The sequence below is a fragment of the Ahniella affigens genome (assembly GCF_003015185.1).
In the GTDB taxonomy this organism is placed as follows: domain Bacteria; phylum Pseudomonadota; class Gammaproteobacteria; order Xanthomonadales; family Ahniellaceae; genus Ahniella; species Ahniella affigens.
Map to the genome: position 1 here is coordinate 2,174,581 of NZ_CP027860.1, position 20,954 is coordinate 2,195,534.

Sequence of the window (20,954 nt, forward strand, 5' to 3'; positions counted from 1 at the left end):
GGCTACTCAACGCTGCTCCATGGAAGATGCGCCACATTGGCCGCAGTCTTGACGCTCCGAGTTCTGCAACGTTGTTCCAAGTAGCCGTTCAATTGCGGTGGCCCAGTCGGCACCGCGCGGCGCGTGCTTCAGGAAGCTGGCTTTGAGACCTGTCTTGCGGATTCCTTCAAGCCAAGACTGCACATCCGGAAGCGCATAGCCTTGGGCAAGTGCGGCGCGGCCCACGAGTTCATACTCGCGCTGCAAAGACGTGTGGAAGATACCGGCGTCATCGGTGCCAATGGCGATCGGAATGTTGCCGATCTCTCCGGCAGCGCGTTGGCCTGGTCGGCTGATTTGGGTATACGGGAGACGCTCGACCGTCGAATAGCCTCCGACGATGCGATTGCTGCTCGGATTGACCTCGATGACGATCCCAGACTTGAGGATCCGCTGTCGTAGAATGTGCTGACAAGACCGCACGATGCTCTGCCATTCCAGAGGGCGAATCGGGCGCGGCGCGAGCCGGTCCCAGTGCGCTTCCGGTATGCCAAGTAAAAGTAGCCATTCATCCTCCCGGAGCGCGCGCGGGGGTTCGTTATCTCGCTGCCGGTGCTTTAGGCTGCGAGCGCGGGTACTAGCCCAGGCATGCGGCCCGTCTAAGTCCCATTGCGCGATCAAGCGTTGCAGGCCGTCGACCTCACTGCCGTATTCAGCCAGAAGTCCGACCAAACGGTCGCGCGCATCACGCTCCTGTTCGCCATAGCCATCGAACCGGAGCAACAAGGCAATCGCCCAACACAGGTCCAATGCATGGTCGGCCACGGTTGGAAAGGACTGCGTCCGCGAGATGTAGAAGTCATCCACTGGCCAAGACAACGCTAGGCCGTGGCCGATACGATCGCCTGGGCGCATCGCCAACAAATGCGCCGCCTCGTCGATATGCCGTAGGCCGGTGAGCAAGTCGCGAAAATCCTCGCCAGCGTGAAAAGTAAAGCCTAAGCGGATCGGCGGTTCCGACTGGCCGGGGGCTCCGCAATCCAACTGTTCACGCAGCCAAGTAAACGCTGCCGAGAATGTACGCGGTGGGCAGGCCAGCTCATTGGCTGCTGCATCGACGCCGACGAGAAACGGACGAGCCTCGGGGGTGCCTACCAAAAAGTGCCACAGCGCCTCGAACTCGGCGCGCGCCTCTTCGCCTTTGCGTCCCGCAGCCTTGATAGTGTGATGGATCAAACCCGCCCGAAGCGGGATTTCAGGTCGTCGTTCGGCCACCGCGGCTTGTGCGGCAACAAAATTCTGTATCAATAACAGACATTCTCGGCCACGGAAGGGTAGGGTGAGGCGAAGCTCGAGATCGACGCTGGCACCCGGTGCAGCGACTCGATCCTCTAGCCAGCATTCCATAACCAGTTCCTTGCCGAGCTGTTCGCCGCGATAGGTAGTTGGCGCGTTGCGCAGCGGCAGCCCCATCCACAGCGCGGAACGGCGGTCGTAGAAGCCAAAGAACTGGCTCAGCCCACGCTGGCCAGAAGGCTGGCTCAGCAGTGCATTGAAGGCAGAGCGAAGGCCCAAAAGCCGCTGCAAAGCCTCCTGCAGTGCGCGATCGTTATGAGCGGCTTGGCATGCCCGATACCATAGCACCCGTTGAGGCAATAGCAACGCCAGAGTCGCGCGGTCCTTGATGGTGCGCACACAATGCGGCCACTCGCTAAAGTCGGGGTCGCGGTCGAACTGCACCCCTTTCCAACCAATGACTGCTGGCGCAACCGCATATTCGGCACCCGAGCGGATTTCTGGGATGCAGGCATCTCCGTACACCAAACGATGCAGTGCCAGATGGGCTTGCAGGCCTTGTTGCAACAGTTGCCCCCAGCGCCCACGACGAATCGGCTCCGGTCGATACTGCTCCAGTGCCATCGCGCTTAAATGACCGTATAGAAATAGGGACCAAAGCAACGGCGTTGGGAGGCTGCCACCCAAATGCGCATGAATCTCGGCAACGGGCTCGTGACTGAGGTCATAGAACTCAGTGTCCTGCGCACGCAACGAGCAGGGCCATGCCAGTGCGTCCGAAAGGTCTGGAGTTTTGACCACGACCCGGGGTAAATCTGGGTGGCTCAGCGCAATCAGATCTGGATCGACAATCCGGCACACAACATCCCAGGCTTCTTCATCGATCACTCGCGGCCAACCACGTTCAATCCGCAACGTAGACTTTGCAATAATGGGCAGGCCGTCAAGCGGGTCTGGCGCCAATATACGCGCCTCGTTCAGTGCTTCTAGAGCCAACTGAAAGGGCAGGCCATGTAACCCCTCGCAGAGCCGTCGCCGCACAAACCGCCATTCAGCGTCCGCATGATCCTCAATCTCCCGTTCCTGCAGCGCCCAGTCGCGATCCACCAAGCGCCAGGCCAAGGCCTGGAGCACTGGTGGCAGGCACCGCTCGGTCATGCGAGACCTCGGAACCAGGGCGCGTTGACGAGTAGGCCAACGCCATGGTGAATCGAATTGTCCTTAACGATCGCGATATCACTGGCCTCGTCGAGAACTGACTTGAAGTCTTGGGAAATCGACGACTCGGATAGGCTCTCTGGCGCCCTATGGTTCTTGTTTATCACCTCGTCCAAACAAGGCCTACGCTTTAGGTTGCCATGGGCTGCCGTCCAATGTGCACAGTAGGTCAACATTGCGGCCAACCTGGCTAAGCCGACATAGCTGACTCTCGCAGAGACAGACTCCAGGAGATTCCAAGGCTGCAGTGCCAGTGCATCAGCCATTTGCAATATCATTCTGCAGTTCCGATAAGGTAGCAATTCGCCGACTTGACCCTTAGTCAGATTCAGGAAGTCCTTCTTTAACTCCTCATCGGCGCCGGCAGCCGCCAGAGCTGCTAGGCCTGTTGGCTGGAAATCGGCCATAGCCTTTGTCAACTTCCTTCGCTCGCCGAGCTGTAGAGCCATCACGGGCCAAAATCCGATTTGAGCCGTATAGTTATCAGATGCTAAGTCTATCCAGTGAAGGGCAGCCGCGGCTGGCAATGGCGAATCAGAGCGATCGCGATCCATGGTAGAAAGATCTCGAAGAACGGTTGCCTTGCAGTGCTCGTAGTGCGCCCGAAGCCAAGGAATTCGGCTCACTAGGCGTTCAGGTGTCAGCGTGTTTCGGTACAATGCGAAGTCGATTAGCGCTTCAGCAAGCCGGCCATGACTGGGGAGAAGCCTTAGGCCTCTGTCCTGTGCTTCGGGAACTAGTTCCGGAATGTCTTTGCTCCAAAAATCCTCATCCGATTTAGCCCGATTCCATTGCATACGATCACGCAACTGTCTCCAAAGATACGAATGGTCGGCACTTGCCAACTGCCAGCGAAAGCTTGGCGCAAAATCTTGGAGCGAAAGTGGGTCCTTTAGCTGGCTTGCGAGCTCAAACTCGAAACGGCTCTCAAGAAGGAACGTCAAGATTCCTGACCAATCTTCGCCTAACTCCCTCTTCAGCTCTTGCGCATCACTATCTACTGCTTCCGCCTCTAGTATGCTGCTCCGGAAGCTGAGCTCTCGCCATACGTTCTCTAGGCCCCGAGCCCAAGGAGGTAACAACGCTGGGAGATGCTCGCGCAAAACCGACGGAACCGAAATCTTGTCAAGTAGCGCTTTAATAGTGACTTCTGACGCCACCCGTCCGGTTGACGCTTTCGCAGGTGGAAAGTTCAACCGATCCTTCGCCGGCCAAGGCGGCAATTCAATCCGATTGGCCTGAGGAAGAACTTTGTAGATCAGGTCCTGCGCGGCTTGTGGATCCTTGTCGGAAATCTTTGAGCCGCGGCGCACACTGGCGTCTTCCTCGGTCAAACGAGTCTCCAGACGCTGTAAGTCGCCTGCCATGATCAGAAACAAGCGGTCCTGGTGCAGTTCATCCAGCAAGGACCAGATCAAACTGTGGTGGCGATTGGCTGGGGGTAGGTCGACGTCATCCAGAGCGAGCACGAAGCCATCGACCCCACGAAACCTTGCCTCTTGATCCAACCATGCGCCAATATCTTGATGGAGCGTCAGACGCGCTCCGATTTCCTTGGCCGCTGCGCCGGCATAGTGCTCCGGGCTCAGCGCAAGCTTTCGCACGAGTTGATTGAAGCCATTCGAACCTCGAAAGTAGCTTTGGGCGACCTTTTCAAAACTTGCGTCAAGCTTGCCGCAGCGGGGTTTGCAGGCGTCAGTGTGCTCGGCCAAGCGCGCATGGAGCCAATGGACCAGCGTCAAGCCATGCGGAAATTCCCGTGGCGCCATGGACAAGTCCAAAGGTAGCGTCAACACATGCCAACCATGCTCGGCCCGGCGCCCATGTAGTTGATCAATCACTTCCGTGAGAATGGTGGTCTTACCACTTCCGCGACGCCCGAAAATGCCGAGCGCATTTGGCTTACGGGGTGCCTTCAACTTCTCATATGATTCAGTTGGAAGTGCTTGATTGGTCAGACCATTAGGTTTTGCGCCGCTGATCTGGGTCAACACGTTAAGTTGCTTGGTTGCCAAAGCACTCAGCCGTGACACAAGGTACTTCTGTTCCGAACTTACCTGAACCGTACTCATTGACTGCTGCTCCGAATGAGGAAGGCCTTTGGATGCCTGACGACTGGCTGCGCCCAAAACTGATGCAAGTCAGAAAGGCGCCAGATGCGGCTATTGCCATCTTCGGATAGACCAGGACTCAACCAGCCCGCCAAGCACAAAGGGCGCAGGCACATGGGTGCCCAAAGGTCGCTCTCCTCGACGTCAATTGGATAGCTCTGCCCCTTTAGCAAGTCTCGAACAGCATTTGAAAGTTCGGTGGCATAGGGTTTTCCGCTGCTGTCTTCTAGCATTTGAGCAAGGCGACGTTGCCAGTTCAGCACGACTGGGGGTGGATTGTCACGTAGTCTCCGCATCAACTTTGGTTGGTGTAGGTCCTCAATCGTCTCAATCGCTGAGAGAAGGCTCTGAATGAGCAGTGGTTGTCCGCCTGTCCAGCGGAGTACGGTCATGGCGCCAGCGCGATATGGTTCCGGTAGTGCTTCTGGTCCGCCCAGATGTCTCGCCAATAGCTTCGTGATTTCCTCATGGTTAAGCCGAGGAAGTCGCGTCACAGACGAGATGTTGGAGAACTCTGAGTAAACTCCAGAGTCGAACACTCGCTCGTCTCTGCCAGTAAAGTACAGGCCGCGGTCTAGTGGCGTTTGGTCTGAGAACCCTTCAGAGAGAGACCGTATCTGTGCAACGATTTCACCACTCGCGCTCAGTCGTTCTAGATGCGCGAATAAAACTGGGCACAATTCATCACGCGGCCGTCCTTCTGGAGGGGAGGAATCGATTCCGACGTCGCCTGATCCTCGTAGCAGGTCGGTCAGACTAGAAGAACTGTTAGTAGTGAAGTCGTGAGATCGAAATTCGAGTCGCTTGTCATGGAAAGCAAAGAAGCTCGTCAGCCCGGCTCCTTCCTCGCCGACAACCATTACTGGCTTACCCAGCAATACTCGGTCAGTGCTGAGTGCATGCTCAAGCCGCGGGAAGATGTTGCGCCGTCCCAAAGCGAGGACTTCGAGTCGGTAACCTTTTGTCCAGTCTATTCGATACGCGCCGCCCGGTGCTACCCAGTCGGTCTTCAAGGGTTCGTGTGTTGCGTATTCGCCCAAAGTTTCGAATTTAAACGTGCGATTCATGGGCGAATCTTCCCCTTGTCAATTTGAGTCAATAGATTATTGGTGCGTTCCAGAAGGAGGTCTTCCAGTGTACGATTCTTAGAACTTGCGCGCAGTAGCTCAATCGGGTAAAGGTTCTGTGCGAAGCAGAAGTAGGGCTGCGCGTCTAGTCGACGGCCTGCCGATATAATCATAGTCAAGGTTAACGCGCTGAGTAGTTCCCGGAAGTCGACACGGTCTAGCCATTGACGGAGCTGGCTTCGTTCTTCTTCAGTCAGCGGGAGGGATTCAATGACTTGCAGGCAGCTCGCCCGCGCATCCTCGGGAGTAAACTCAGGGGCTTGCATGAGCATCAGCCGACGCCAATTGCTATCGCTCGGATAGTGCGAGTTGACCAGTGCAAGCAAGATCCACCAGACACCAGTTTCTCGGATCTCATTCGCGCGCGAGTCGCCGAGAACCTTCCTGAGCTCAGCGGATTCCAGCTTGTTCAGCAGTGGCGGATGTTGGTCCAGCATACGGCGCACATCATCCAAGGTGATCACGCCGCTGCCGCGCGCCACCAGTTGGGTGACCAAGGCTTGACATAGATCCTGTAGCAACCAAGGCGTGTCATAACCGGCTTCCAACAATAGCGTTTCGCCAGCTTCTTGATGGCGTTGGTCCAGCCACTCCAAGTCGAGCGGCGGTTTGATGAGCCAGCCTAACAACTGTCGTGATTCCTCCCGTTGCAGTGGACCGAGCAGGAAATGCCCCCCGGTGCCGGACGTGAAGTGATACATTGGGCCGTGTATCGCTTGCAGCGCCCATAGGACCGGTGCATAGCCGACGAAAATGAAGCGCATTTCACTATGTTCGTGACGACCGCGGAGTTGTTGCAAGAACTCAGGGGAGTCTTGCAGCAGCCCGTCAATCTCATTGATGAGCAGAACAGGCATACGACCCATTTCGGCGGCCGCCCGAACAAACGCATCCAGAGCTTGATCGGTCGTAGGCGCGGGCGTGAGATTGAATCGGGCCAACTCACGGTTAAGCGGCTCCAGCAGTTGTTCCGGGTGGTTTCGGCCTTGGCTGTCGATTAAAGCCGGCAAAACATCACTCCGTCTACTGGCTTCAAACCATAACTGATTCAGTAGACTCGTCTTGCCCGCCTGTCGCGAGCCAAGAATCAGAAAACTACGGCGGGTTAAATGGGCCGCCACTTCTTCCCGAATATGCCGACGCCCAACGAAAAGGGGACTGTCGGGCGGCATTGCCCCAACGTGCACGAATGGCGACAGTAGTTGCAAGTTGAGTTGCGAGCGTAGCGAGGCCCAGAACGCCCGGCGCGGGTTGCCGCTTCGCAAGATGCTGCGGAGGTGATCGGTGTCGATCACGGGCAGTCGGGTTTGCCGCAGCGTGTTTGGCCCGATACGCACTTCCAGCCATAAGCGCCCCGCGATCGTGACCTTTTCCGATTGTTTGGTCTCTCGCTGTAGGCTGACCGCAATGCCAGCGGAATTTGGGAGTCCTTGTTGTTCTAGCAATGCGTAGCCGTCGGTAACGGGATGGTTCAGGGCGGCGCCGGTCAGGCTCTCAATCCAACTCACCAGTATTGCTGTCTCTGTGTTTCCAAGCCAGATGCGGCCACTGGCATGAGCGAGCTTTAGGCTGGCACTCGCCCCCGGCTGCCACTGCGACCAGTCCTCGGCGCGAACATGCGCCACTGCAGACAGGTCAATGCCTTGCCACCAGGCATCTTCATCGCCCAAGGCTTGCGCGCAGTCACGCAGCGATTTGCCCTGGGCTCGTAAGTGTTGCAACAACTGCGCTAGGTCAGGACGTAGCAAATGCAAGCCGCCAACTTGGTGAAGCAGACCCATCTTTGCCAAGCGATTGAGCATATTCGAATTGAAGCCGCTGAGCTGCAAGAGCGCACGGGCTTCGGCGTTGAGCGCGTCCAAGTCTTGTTCTGGGTCCATGCCGAAAACGAGCAAGTCTCGACTGACGTTTTGTAATCGACGGAGGCGACGCTGATCTCCCATCACCTCTCCCACGGTTGCCAGGGTTTTAGGTTGGTGCTTGCGCGCTTCCGTTTGGACCAGTTCTGCGGCGATCGCGCCCGAGGGAATCTCGTTGAGCCTGAGCCGCACTTTGGCCTCGGCTAAAGCGACTAGGGCCAGGAGTTCAGCAGGTCGAAGTGCTGCAACTTCGGCGCGTGCCCAGTACAGGCGTAGATCGTCGAGCCGGGTCCCAGCGCCGAGTAAGCGAAGATCTTCACCTGCAGTTGCGACTTGTTGTCTTGCCTCAGAAGGTGTACACAGTCGAGCTTGTGAGAGTGCACGCCAGTCCTCGTCTGTCCAGGTCTTGATGTGCAACTGGGCGGGATGGATCAGGTCAATACCTGCCTTCAACAGCTCCACGTGCCACTGTTGTGCCAGAGGCGAAGGTAAGACGATCATCCAGCGCGCGGACGGCTTACTGGTTGCAATCCGGCGCAACCAGGCAAGTATTTGTGCGCGGAGGGGTTGCAGAACCGGCTGCTGCAAGCGTTCAGCCAATCCACAGAAGTTCAGGAGCATCAGTCCCTGGGCGCTCGCTAGTGGCACGTGATCGGCCGAATAGCGCTGCTCGAAATCCAAGGGGTCGAGCCCCTCAATCGCGCGTAACACGGCATCAAGATCCAGCATCTTCGGATAGAGGCGGTCGGGGCCAAGCTTTGCGGTTGCGGCATCCAATGCGAAGCTTTGTGCGCCGGTCTGCTCGCTGAGCCACGCCAACACAGCCTTTGGTTGCAATACATCATCCAGCACTAGCAAGTGTGCGCCAGGGGTCGCATCTCTGATTCGTCTCAACAGCATCAGATCGAACGGCGGGCTGAGCAACGGACTGCGCTGGTCGGTATCCACGTGGCCAGCTACCTCATCAAGTGCGACCTGCCAAACGCTTACGTCAATCAACTTGCCATTCAAGAAACAGTGCAAGCGAAGAAACAACTGACGTGTGTCCCGTGGCGGCGTTAAGTCTAGTCGGCAGCGCCAAGGCGGATCGCTCGGAGCGACGCGGGTTGGGGCGAAGTCGAGTACCAACGAATTGGCTTGATCTTCGAGCCCTGGCAAATACCACTGCAGTTGTAACTCTGGGTTTTCTAACACGAATTTGCCGTCGTGGATGAACTCCAACTCCAGGCGCAATTGCCAGCCGGTCCAGCGCAGCACACGGGCTTTCAGTCGTAACCGAGCACGCGCCACCAACCTTCCCAACTGAATGTTCAGTCCTTCGCGATACAGGTCTTCGGTAACCCGCAACAGGGATTCAATCGCTACAGCCCAGGCAGGCCAACCGCGCTCGACGTCGCGTGGAAGCTGCCAACGCTGGCCCAGCTGCAACGTGATCCAAGCTTCCTGCTGCGCCAATGGCACACTGTCTTCTGGAATTGGGCCTCTTTGGCAAATCCCCGGAGCCCGAAGTGCAGCGGGAAGGGGTCCATTGCCAACCGGGCTTTGTGCACTGGCCGTGAGCAATGCGACGACATCCGCCCATTGCTCAGGTTGCAGTTCCCGGGCCGCGGCCATGGTGCGTAAGTAGGGGTGCGTCTTGTCTTGGGCGGCATCAATCCTTGGCAGTTTGCGAGTCCACCGCTCTGCATTGCTATTCCTAATCTGCCGACCCAGCGACAGATTCGGGGCAGGCCCCTTCTCTAAGTGCTGGGCCGCCTCGGTTAGCAAGTTCAAGGCAGGAAGTAATGGGTCGCTCGCTGGAATCAGAATGCGGAGCTGGCGCGCCACGGCCAGCGGTAGGTGATGCAGGCGCTTGAACCCGGTATCGATATCAGGCAGGGCATTCCACCACGCCTGAGCCGCTTGCAATGCAGCATCGGCGGCTTTCAGAAAAAGAGCTTCAATGGTCTTAAATTCGAATCTCTGGGACAACTCCTCGAAACTGTGCTCAATCGCATTCAAATCCTGTCCTCGGCGACGACGTAGCGCGTAGATCTCAGCAAGCATCTCGCCCTGACGACTCTTCGGATAATCTTCCAGTAGGTCCAATGCCTGTCGCCAAAGCAGGTCGACATCAGCGTCAGTGCGGTTTGGGTGCAATTCTCGTGCCATTGCTGCTACATCAGCGCACCGAATCAACGGCAAGGCAAAGTACTCGCTAAGCTCGAGGTGCTTGCAACTTGCCGCCTGCGCCAGAAGCAGCCTTCGTGCTTCCGCGCGCTTGACCTCACTTGCTCGCACCACACTGAGGTCACCATGGGCCAGGGCAAGCCCAACGAGCAACCTATCCCCGGGTTGTAGTTCTTTATGGGTAGGCATCAGCTGGCTTGCCCGATGTTGGTAGCGCTCGCGGTCACTGCGACGATACAAACTGAAACAGCCGCCTTCGTGGAGCACGCCAATTCGCTCCAACGTGCCCTCGTGATCTGCCATCAGAAACAGATCGCTCGGGCGCCGGCCCACATGATGCCGCCAGCTTCGGCGACCTTGAACATCGAGCAGCGTTAACCAATGGGGGGTACTACAAACACCGACCAGCAACGCTGTGCCAGCACCGATGCAGTTTAAGGACTGGACGCTAGTACCAGCGCGGTAGGTCCACAAGACCCTTCGCTTGAGCGCGTCGAAGCAGTAGACCCAGCCAGCCTCGGTTCCAACCAGTAAGACGGGCTGATCTTGACCGTTAACTGCGCCAATGGCGAACTGCAACGTCACTGCATTGCTATCCAGCCGCTGGCTGCTTTGTGAGTAGAAAGCGTCTTCGCGAAGCCTCATCCAGTGCAGCTCCCGCGTGCGCGTCGCGGCGACCAGCTGCTGTCCCTCGGAATCAGGCAAAAGCGCTAACGTCATTGCCGGGACGCGTAGCGGAAACCGGCCACAATGCTGCGGGCCTTTGCCAGTCAACTCCCAGCAATCCAGCAAGACCTCAATTCCCGTTTGCCAAGCCAGCCAGACTCGCCTGCAGTCCAGATGTTGGGCTGCTGCTTCTGCAAAACCATAGAGCGCTTGGGCATCCCCATGATCTGGCGCCCAGTCTAGCGTCACCCAGCTCCCGTCAGGCTGGAGGTCTAGCAAGCTGACGCCAGACTCATGCCCGATCAATGCAGCATTGGATAAAGTGTTTAGGCCGCGTAACCAATGAGGCGCCTTGAAAGGCGCTTCTTCCCCCACGCTTCGAGGGCGAATCGCCGCCGCTGGCAGCTTGTTTCGACGTTGTTCCTTTGTAGGGATCGTGCCACTCAGCGACTCCAGGCAAAGCAAGCCACACGAGGTCGCTAGCAGCCACCGCTGTTGAGCGCCATCATGAACACCTGCCACCGAGGACGCAACTCCACGCCATGTCGCCTCATGCAGGAACGGGCGCGTGGTCAAGTTCCCGATGGCTGCTGCCTGCGAATAGCCGACATTGCTGTCTTCGGCGGCCTCCCAGGCATTCCGCAGCAACCGATTTGCCAGATCCTCGCTAGACGATGGGCGCATACGGTCCAGCTGTTCCCGCACAGCCAAACCAGCCGACTGATAGAGTTTCAGAACATGGTCAGCTCGATTGGGGTCCTCTTGCAGTAGGCGAGCTAGTTCTTGCCCGAAACGAGTGCCGGGACGGTCTTGACTAGGTTGCCTCAGGAACTGTTCAAGCTCCATCAGCAAGTGGGGATGCAGAAAGCTCGCATGTAACCAGAGCAGTGACTTGAGTTTGGGAACCTCTGGTTCGGAATCGTCTTGCAGCCAGCATCGCCAGTCTTCGCCAGTCTTAAAGTCATCGAGAGCGGACTCAACTTGCTGATTCCAGAGTTGCCGCAGGCGCGCTTCGGGGACCTCACGCAAATGGCGCAGACTGCCGTCGCGGCAAGCCAATACCACCTCCAGCTGTTGTTCGTATTGCCAACAACCCAGCACTGCGACGCCAGCATCAAGCGCATGAACCCGTGCGGGCTGGTTCTTCCGGTACACGCACAACTGCCCTTGCGCTGAGGCGACAACCAAGGCTTCGCCATTTCGATCCAATGCCATCGCCTTGGGGGGTTCGGGTCCAAACGCCAGATTCTCCTTGTCCCAACTTAGTCTTCCAGTTGCATAGCGCGCGACGCCCGAAATGCCAGCGGCGAGCAAGGCATCGCCTATGTCGATATCCGGTAGCGATAAATCGTCGTCTCGCGCGTTTTGAATCGGAACATCGAAACATGCCCTAGGCGGCCGCTTCGTTTCGTCGCCAGGGGCTGGCACCGGCACCCAAGCATCGCGTCTGTCCAAATCCATCTCTTGAATAGGATTCAGATAGAAGCGGTCGTCGGCGTGCCAGAACGACGCTCGCCAATATCGGTGCTCCGGTGCTTTGCTGCCCTCCCAGCGACGGGTGCAAATATACACATCGCGCTCCCGGCTATACCGTCGGGAGTCGACCAAAATGTTCTTAATCTCATCTTTGCTGGAATCAAACTCCTGCAGCGAGTGCCGGCTCTGGATCTGAATCGTGTCGCCAACACTGATCACCAAGATCTGCCCATCCGCGTTGCCGAGCAGAACATATCGATGGCCGCCCATGTCGCCGGTGGCCAGTTCTACCATGCCATCCAAGTCTTCAAGTGGCTCTGAGACATCCAGAAAAACGTCCGAAAGCACATTGGCGAGTTGTTCTAGAAGCGCCCAGTACTGACCATTCCGCGGTGCAGACCATCGTTCTAGTTCCAGCAAACTCTGCCAATTCATCGCGTTCCCCAGGACACAAGTAATCCAGCTTTCAAGAAAAGCCGTCGTAACGCTACGACGTAAAGCTTGAACGCGCGGCTTCGGGCGCAGTATGCTCAGGCTTTGAGCTGAGGTCAACCGCTTGGGCTGGCTAAGAAAGGCTTCAGGTTTTTCCGTTGCGGCGACGCTGCTGCTGATGGGTATCTTTGGTTTCGTTGTTAGCCTGACTCGTGAGCCGGAGACCGTCGTTGTCGTAGTTGCGCGCAAGCAGGCTCGTGCACTGCCGCCTTTCGAGTACGTTACCGACCGTGATCGCCTGCTCGGTTTGGTGTTCGAGCCGCTGTGTCCACCACCCCAAGGGCAGCGGCCCCTTCAGATACCTGTCCCGGCGGTGGCCGAGTGCAGGTCGCGTGAAGACCATGTGCAGATTAAATTGCGATCTGATGCCAACTGGCATGGGCAGCGGCTGACCGCGGAAACGGTGAAGGCACTATTGGATGATCATGAAGTGCGCATGGCTCAGGCAGTCACTGGGACGCCGAAGCTTTGGAGTAAGATCTCGATCTTAAGCAGAGATGAACTGCAATTGCAGGTTCCGAGTAACTCCAAGAGCGCGCATGCTTTGAGCTTTGCGCTTTCAGAAATTCACTTGGCTGCCGAGCAAGACGGATGCCGCATCGGTACTGGGGATTGGTCTGAAACCCGCTGCACTCAGGAGGACTTTAGTTTTAAGAAGAGGCTATTGCCGCCAGCGTTGCGCGACAGTCCGTATGTCCGGGATGTCGCACTGTTGGAGCAAAATCAATGGCTGCGCCGGCGCCGGGTGCTGGTGGTTGGTTTGGACTCCGAAAAGAGCGAGTTAGAGGGGCAATCTGTGTTGATCCAGCCGTTAGCCCTGGCTCTAAGTGCCGAAGCGGGTCAACGGGTTCACTTGATCCGTGGTCTCGAAGACCCGGAGATTCAAGCACTTCGGGTGAAGTTATCGGCAGCAGCGGATTGGTCGTTGCTTAGCCGGCGGGGAGATCGCAGTACTTGGCTGGTTGCGCGTCCAAGCTTACCGAAACAGCGACGCTTGGAGCTTCTGAGTGCGGCTGGGAAAGTCCTGAGCCAGCCTTCATACTTTGACGAGAACAGTGGCTCTCCATCGCGCTCCCTGCTACCGCAAGTGTACCCACCGATGGTCTTCTCGGGGGCCTCCAACGACGGGTCAAGCTGCCCCGCCGACGATGCAGTGTCTTCGGACGACTTCGACCGCATGAACGCAGTTCCGGTGCTTTTGACGCACACGCGATGGCGCGGGCTCGCTGCAAGGCTGGCCGAAAGAAGTGACGCCAATCTGGAAGTCGTGGTCCTCGACGCCGAGAAGGAGTCGAGTCGTCGCCGAGCCTGGGGCTATGAACTCTCGATCCAATCGCCCGTGGCCCAGGATGACAGCCACCCGTCGCGTGTGTTTGCCGATAATTTGGCCTCTTGGTTCCCGACAGATCATCCGTTGTTCGAGTTGGCGCAAGAGGTTGCTGAGGATGAAGCGCAGAATCCTGCAGCCGCTGTGGACCGCCTGAAGCATTTGATGCGATGTCTCGATAGCTACATGGTGCCGATCAGCAATCCGCCAACCTGGGCTCTGGTTCATCAGGACTTGCGCGGTTGGAACGCAGCTGCCGATTGGTTGAACCCAGAGGACGTGGGCTTGCGGAGCTATGAGTATCGCAACTTGGGTTGGTGGGGAATAGGCTTGATGGGTCTCGGCGTATTGCTGTTCGGTCTGCTGCTTCGTCATAATGCATATCGCGCGCGGAGTGCGGCAAACATTGCAAGCTTTCATCATGACCTTTCCTCACCTCTGGCGAGTATTCGCGCCGAGGCTGAGTACCTGCGTGAAAGTTTGTCGGCGCAGGCGTCGCCAGCACCAGAAAGCCTTCAGGATGTTGCCGACTTTATCGATCAACAGACCAGCCATGTCGTCGATTTGGTGGATAACTTACGAACCACTAGTAGCCCCGAAGGTTGGCTCTTCGAGCAGGACGCGACTTGTGAGCTGGCGCCTGTTTTGCGAGCTGAGGTAGAGGCAATGCAGCGTCGCGCAAAACGGGAAGGGCTAGTTCTGAACATCCAGGCGCCACAGATGGAAGTTCGAGTTGCGCTGGGTTCCAGCAGTCTCCGGCGTGTGCTGAGAAATTTGCTGGACAATGCCTACAAATATCGGGGCCAAGGGATTGAAACAGTTAGTATTCGTATCCAAACGGCTCTCAAGGCCAAGGAACTTGTGATCGATATTGAGGACGACGGTCAGGGCTTTGACGATTTTCCGACAAGTCAGCATTTTGTGCCGCGCCAGCGGGGGGGGCGCGCCAGGGAACATCAGTTGCCTGGTCAAGGGTTGGGATTGAGCAGTGCGCAACGTTTGCTCCACGCAGCGGGTGGTAGAGTTGAGGTCAATCATTGCAGCAAGCCCACCCGAGTTAGATTGCGCTTGCCGGTGGCTGACAGGAGCGAAACATGAACAGACCGATCATCCTGTTTGTGGACGACGAAGACCGCAATACGGTGAGATACCGAGAGCAGCTTCTAAGCCTGGGTCAGGTGGCGCATCTGAATAGCGCCGACAAGGCATTGGGCTACTTCGGCGACGACGAGAAACTGAAGCATTTGTCGCTCGTGGTGTTGGATCTCGCCATGTACACCGGTCAGTCCATGTCCGAGAAGGACACGGGCTACGGCCGCATTACTGGCGAGGCGCTCCGCAAGACTTTGCGCCGGCGGTGGCGTGGGCCCGTGATCGTATTGAGCAACTCACCCGATGAGGTCATTCGGCGCATGGTTGAAGATGACGGCGACGTTTTTCGACGCAAACCGCTGACGACTCCGATCGAACTGCGCGAGCTTGCAGAGGCGTGTCTGGCAGCAAACCGACCGTAACGGCAGATCGATGTTCAGTCACCGCCATGAGAGCGGGTAGGGTGGTGAACTGATGATCGTGCCCGGTGATGTGTCTGGACATAAGACTTCGACTAAAAAAGAGAGCCGGTCGCACCTGCGAGCATCGCTCGTTATTGCACAAGGTCTGCCCCGAACTTGGGCGACAACGCTGGTCCAGCGCGGTATCCACAAGGCAGTCGGAATACTTGAAAGGGGCCATCACAGGTGGCTACTACGGCGACGATTTGGCTTTCGTGATGCTAGTCTCCTTTTACGCGCCGTTTCTCCGCCCGTGATGTCTACGTGGCATCCGCGGTAGAGGGGCTGCCGAATGAATGAACCACGTTGCTTCCCTGGATCGCTGGTCCCAGTCGCCGTCCAGTAGTTCTGTGATTTGGCCGTTCGGCGGGCAAATCACATGTTTACCTGGAGAAAACTCACAGAATTACTGATCCCGGCTCCTTTTGATCCATTCTGTCGGATACCTGCAAACTATGTCGTAACGAGTGGCGCGTTGCAAGTTCCTGTTTCTACGAATAATTTATCATTGTGGCAATCGCGGAATCAGTCAATGCGCCACGAAAGCGACATCGTATGCGGTGCGACGACGGGAGAACGCCAGCGTAAGCGGATCGTTGGTTGGTAGCGACATCGTATGCCGCCTTACTGATTGCGGTCGCGGCAGCCCAGGGATCGCTCACACTGCGCACTTCCGGACAACGCAGCACTCCACTGAGGTCCGTTCGAGAGGACATGTCGTAGCATTGAGGCCTTACTAGCCGCGGCCGAAAGTTGATCTCATTCTTGACCATTGACCTGAAGGGTGGCCGAGCACAGCTTTCCGCTCACGGCTGCATGGCAAATCGCGAGTTCGCTGCACATGCTCGCCACAAGTTGACCCTTTACCTACCTGAAGGCAACGATAGCGATTCGACTGTTGCAGCCAACGGCATGGCGCTTCGTACTAAGCGATTTCTCGAGTTGCTTGTTCGTCAGCCGTGTCCCGACCGCGTGGCTGGACATTCCGACATTGCCCCAGACTCGAGTGCGTTTGCAGACAGCGCATGGTGGCGGATCGATGCACACTCCGAGCAAATAACTGTGTGCTCGGCATCGGATGTCCTGGCGGGCATCCTGGCGACGACCACCATCGACGGCGCCGCCGCCTATGTTTTTGTTCCTGTATCTGGCGCCGAACGCAAGAGATTGATTGCAACACTGCAGTTCGAGTTGGAAGAGTCCGTGTTTCCGGAAGGAATGGCAAATGCGCATTGATCACGCGCATCGGAAATCCCCGCCCAGTCAGCGCGCCAGGCGTACCCGCAAACGACGAGCACGTTCGCGGAACGCCGCCTCGCCGCCTTCGAGGATGTCGCAGACCAATGCGCGGATCTCTGTGTCCTCAAGACCACCTGCGCGATACGAGATGGCTGGGAGGCCGCCAGCCGGGTGGGGGCTCGCGTTCGCAACGATGACCTGATCTGCGTCGGTGTTGATGACCAGGTTGGCGTTGTGCGTGACAATGATGACCTGGCGCTTCGACTTGGCTTCGACGAACAGCGCGACCAACTCGTCGTACACGGACTTCGGATCGAGATTTTCCTCGGGCTGATCAATGATCAGCGGGCGATCGTCCGAGTCGTCCAAAGCGAGATAAAGGAGCAGCAGCACGATGCCGCGCGTGCCCGGCGACAGCTTGCGAATGTCGACGCCATCGTACGAAATTTCATAACGGACCGTGATGTGCTCCGTTCTGAAGAGCCAGTGCGCGAACTGCACCAACCATGCACGAAATTCGGCCTGTTGGGCCCGCGCAACGGGGGCATGGGCCAGCAAATCCTTGGAGTAGGTCGTAATGAAATCGCCAATGGCCTTCTGAATTTCCGCTGCGGTTCCGGTCTCCCAAGTGGACTTCAGATTCGCAACCGCGAGTTTCACGAGTGAACCGCGTCCGAAGAATGGCCCGGATTTTCGGCAGTCGATGAGATTGCGTTCCGCTGCTTCGGCCCACGCAGCGGCATCGGCAGTGCGCGCCACGGAAAAGCGTAGCTTTTGCAGCGTTCCCGTTGAAGCCACGAGGCGATTCATTAACGGTGCGTAGAGTTCCGCGAGCGCTCGTTGCTCGCCGAGGATGGCGTCGAACAGCCGGCCGTAAGCCTCCTGCCGTTCGTCCTGCAATGTCTTGCGCCGATCTGCAGCCTTCTCGGCATCCTCGAGCCGAGACTTCAGCGCCTGCAAGGCGCCGCTTTCGGTAGCAATGCGCTTGGCCAAAGCCGCATACTGATTTCGAACAACGGTGTCGGCGCTGATGTGTCGTTCGAGGCGCTCGATCTCCGCCTTTAAGAGGGCCAGTGAAATCGAGCCCAGGTCCGCGTCCTGCGCGATCAGCGGCACATCAGTACCGCTCGCCGCTGGTGCGACACCAGTCAGCTTGTGGATTTCACCATTCGCCCAATTGATGTAACCCGCCAGTGCGGCGTCCACATCGCCCTGATACACGAGCAGGAAGGCTTGCCACTTTGCGGAGTCCAAGCCGCTGGCGGAGTGGCGCGCCTGGGCGTCGCGGAGCATCTCTGGGGCCTTCGTGGCCCGCATGGTTTTCACTTCATCCTGGATTGCCACGAACGCGCGCCGCTGGGCGTTGAACTTCGCGATCTTCGAATTCAGCTTCTGGATTGCATCGTTGATCGCCGCGTGACGCTTCGCCTGCTCTTCGGTGCCCTTGACGACGAGCTTCTGGAGATCAGATTCGTAACCTTTGATCAAGGCACTCTTCTGGCCGACTTGTGTGGAGAGGGCGGCGACGCTGGCCTCCTTCTCGAGTTCATCGGCAATGCGCTGCGAGATCGCCGCAATGGAGTCGACTTCGCGCTGCCGGGCCTGTTGGTACCGCATGGTGCGGTGTTTTCGAAGCTCCTCGAAATCCGCGGCACCCTCGCGTTCAGCGTCGGGATGCGACTCGTAGATGACGCGCTCGATCTCGCGGACAAGACCCTCCGAAGCGCCCTTCGAAGAGCACAGTTCCTCAACGAATTGCTGCGATAGGTATCGCGCTCGGGCATAGGATGACGCGCCGTTGGCGTCTTCGCCGTCCAGCCGGCGCGTCGTCGCGGAGCCACCGCCCCACGTGAGCTGGACGCGAGCGTTTCCGATCAGTGGTCGCGCACGCATGAGGAACGAAGGGCTGATGTCTTCATCCGCGATCCAGACTTCGGCGGGAATCGCGTCGCACCCGGCGGCGATCATGTCGGCCAGCGCCGTTTTCCCTGAACCGCGGGCGCCGATGATGGCGACCAGACCGGAATTGAGCGGAATGCAGGGCGTGGCGGCCCAGGGCGCCTCGACGATCTCGATGGTCGAAATCACTTGCGAGGGCAACGCCATTCGCGGCGGCTCGGCACCGACATACGCGCGCCAGCCCGGATCGATGCAGGCCTGACGCAGCGCGTCGAAAGTCGGGGCTCCCTTGATCCAGGAATAGCGTTCACCGCCCGGCTGGCCAGTCGCTTTGTGATCATGGGCGTCGCAGCCATGGAGGCAGGGCTTGCAGCCATCGTAGCGTTCGCGGAGCGCGTTTGGGCTGGCACTGCGGCGGCCAAGCCAGAACTCGCGTTGCGCCGTGCTGCTCGCGAAGATGATGTGCGCGAACTTCTCGATCTCTTGACGAATCGTGGCGTCGGCGGCTTGCCGCAAGCCCGACGTTCCATCATCAGCGCCTCCAGCAACCGCAACGAGGATATTGGCTTTCGCCCAATCGCTCTGGTTGAAAACCTCTCGAAGCAGGGAGAAATTGACCTTGAACTGCGTTGCGCCGCACTCCAGCGCCCTGCGGTCGTCGCCAGTGCTGCCAGCCCTATTGCCGAGCCGGATCAGCTCCTCGCGGGTGCAGTCGAATTGGTCGCCGAATGCGCTGAACTTGAGTCGGGCGAGGATCCGCCGCAGCTGCGCCAGGTGGTCGGCGTCCTCGGGACTGACCAAGAGGTGAAGGTTCACGAAGCCGGTTCGGGCGGCTACGTCTAGGCGAAGTTCGACGTTCGGCAGGATCAATTGGACTGTGGGAAGTCGACCTGCGTCCTTTCGGCGCAGGACCTCTTCGTACGTATCGGTCACGTAGTAATCAGTGACAGCGATCGCTTCGATCTTTGGCGTTGCGGTCTCCAATGATGTTAGGTACGTGTTCCAGGGATCAGCGCCACCAAACTGATCGTTGAGGACGGTACCTGGAGCGTGGATATGCGGCTCCCAGCGGCGCCACAGTGAGCCGCGTCTAGTCATGATATCCCTCTTTGGCCAGTGTACTGATCCGTGTCAAGCCGCCAAGAAAACTCTGCACAATTTGGTCGCTCGCTTGCTCCGCCTCAAGTCCCGCCGGCTTCGGCGGCGCCGAGATCCGGCGGTTTGAGCCGGATTGCATACGATCGAGTCGCCATTCGGCGTCCTCCCAGAAAAGGTTATTCAGTAGGGCTTCTGCGGCGGTTGCGGCGGGGGACGCGGCGATGATGGGACAAAAGGGTTGCAGCGCATGAGCTGGTGCCGTCCAGGGTTTGGCCGGCGTCAAGGGACGTGCAGTAGCAATGAAATACAAAATCGATCGGATCGCGCGCAAGCCGGAACGATAGAGGCGTCGATCCCGGCGCAGGTGTTTGCTTCGGAAGATACGTGTCCAGGCGCGAACGCTGAGATCCTGATACACCTGTGTCATCGGCCGTGCCCGGTCGAAGCAGATCCATTCTTGAAAGAGCAGCGTTACGAGCGTGGCCTGGCCTGGCGACGGCGAGCACGATAGCGCGTAGCCGGGCCGCTTGAGCATCGCCTCGAGTAGTTCAGGTCGACCGCGAAAGGCGTGCTCATTCAGGAAGAGCGTCGCAGACGGATGCAGACGGGTCAGGCCGATTCGTGCAAGCTGGTCGTGTATGGCAGTCTGAATCGCGCGCTCGTCGTGGGGCAATTCCTGGGCCGGTCGCTTTAGGTCCTTGCATAACCAATCCGCGCTGCCCGGCAGATGAAGCTCGACGCGCTTGAGCAGGTTGAATCGGTTTTCTGGTTCGTTGGGATCGCTGTACATGGGCGCATCGGGCCAGTGGCCATCGAGCACCACACGCTCGAAGACTTTCGGGACGCCCTTTGGCGGGTAGGGGGCCGGATTAGACAAGAACTTAAACGGGCTTTCGTTGGGAGCGAACGTCAGGCCCCGGTTCAATCCGGTGATGTCGGTCTCCAACCGACCAACGAGGTGAGCGCCCCACAGGCTGGGTAATCCGCGGACAGCAAGATTCTCGGAGCAAATTTGCATGAGTGTCGCCCGCCCTCCAAAAGCTTCGATGTCGGATTGTGCTGGCTTGAACGCAGGGTTGGTTTCCAATCCTGTCTGACAGGTTTGAACGGCAAACCTGCGCGCAGGATAGCGGGGGAATCCTGTAAATAGGCATCTCCGGCCAAATCGCTGCGCCCACGCCCGAAAATGTCTCGCCCCAAAGCGCCGGCGAAGGCGTTGCGCGCGAAAGAGGCCGGTGCTCCGCCAGCTCTGGAGATTCTTATGACCTAGCCACCCCGCGCTGTACCCCAATTTTCGGAGGCCCAGAAACGGCGACGGCCCGGGAATCGTGATCCCGAGCCGTCTAGGTGTTTCTCGAAACGGATGCAGTGTTCTCGACGCGCAATCCGGCACCCACAGTAACTGAGACCGAGCGCTTCTGCAAGTGCGCTCTCGGCTTCACTTT

General features: G+C 58.1%; 9 protein-coding genes. 3 read left to right on the forward strand and 6 right to left on the reverse strand.

The window, feature by feature from the left end:
• Positions 1–6: 6 nt before the first annotated feature.
• The 4 genes from C7S18_RS08275 to C7S18_RS08290 are packed head-to-tail and all read right to left on the reverse strand — an operon-like array spanning position 7 to position 12,336.
• The gene (locus tag C7S18_RS08275; RefSeq protein WP_106891112.1) at positions 7–2,433 is read right to left on the reverse strand and encodes an amidohydrolase family protein; all 2,427 of its coding nucleotides are present in this window, start codon (positions 2,431–2,433) and stop codon (positions 7–9) included.
• Positions 2,430–4,565: a hypothetical protein gene (locus tag C7S18_RS08280; protein WP_106891113.1), complete on the reverse strand. Its 2,136-nt coding sequence runs from the start codon at positions 4,563–4,565 to the stop codon at positions 2,430–2,432. Before C7S18_RS08280 ends, C7S18_RS08275 begins: the two co-directional genes overlap by 4 nt.
• On the reverse strand, positions 4,562–5,671 hold the full coding sequence (locus tag C7S18_RS08285) for a hypothetical protein (protein WP_106891114.1): 1,110 nt from the start codon (positions 5,669–5,671) through the stop codon (positions 4,562–4,564). Before C7S18_RS08285 ends, C7S18_RS08280 begins: the two co-directional genes overlap by 4 nt.
• Positions 5,668–12,336, reverse strand: a complete 6,669-nt coding sequence (locus C7S18_RS08290) for an AAA family ATPase (RefSeq protein ID WP_106891115.1) — start codon at positions 12,334–12,336, stop codon at positions 5,668–5,670. The genes C7S18_RS08285 and C7S18_RS08290 overlap by 4 nt, the downstream gene beginning before the upstream one ends.
• A gap of 121 nt (positions 12,337–12,457) precedes the next feature.
• Here C7S18_RS08290 and C7S18_RS08295 point away from each other — a divergent pair, with 121 nt between their 5' ends.
• The 3 genes from C7S18_RS08295 (at position 12,458) to C7S18_RS08305 (ending at position 16,509) form a co-directional block, all read left to right on the forward strand.
• Positions 12,458–14,818, forward strand: a complete 2,361-nt coding sequence (locus tag C7S18_RS08295; RefSeq protein ID WP_146151820.1) for a sensor histidine kinase — start codon at positions 12,458–12,460, stop codon at positions 14,816–14,818.
• Positions 14,815–15,234: a DNA-binding transcriptional response regulator gene (locus tag C7S18_RS08300; RefSeq protein WP_106891117.1), complete on the forward strand. Its 420-nt coding sequence runs from the start codon at positions 14,815–14,817 to the stop codon at positions 15,232–15,234. The genes C7S18_RS08295 and C7S18_RS08300 overlap by 4 nt, the downstream gene beginning before the upstream one ends.
• Before the next feature lie 804 nt (positions 15,235–16,038).
• On the forward strand, positions 16,039–16,509 hold the full coding sequence (locus C7S18_RS08305) for a hypothetical protein (RefSeq protein WP_146151821.1): 471 nt from the start codon (positions 16,039–16,041) through the stop codon (positions 16,507–16,509).
• A gap of 27 nt (positions 16,510–16,536) precedes the next feature.
• On the opposite strand, the gene C7S18_RS08310 is transcribed toward C7S18_RS08305, so the two are convergent.
• Positions 16,537–19,509 carry a TrlF family AAA-like ATPase gene (locus tag C7S18_RS08310; RefSeq protein ID WP_106891119.1) on the reverse strand — a complete coding sequence of 991 codons (2,973 nt, stop codon included), beginning with the start codon at positions 19,507–19,509 and terminating at the stop codon, positions 16,537–16,539.
• Entirely contained in the window at positions 19,502–20,455 is a 954-nt protein-coding gene (locus C7S18_RS08315) for a hypothetical protein (RefSeq protein WP_146151822.1), read from the reverse strand. The genes C7S18_RS08310 and C7S18_RS08315 overlap by 8 nt, the downstream gene beginning before the upstream one ends.
• Positions 20,456–20,954: the final 499 nt, after the last annotated feature.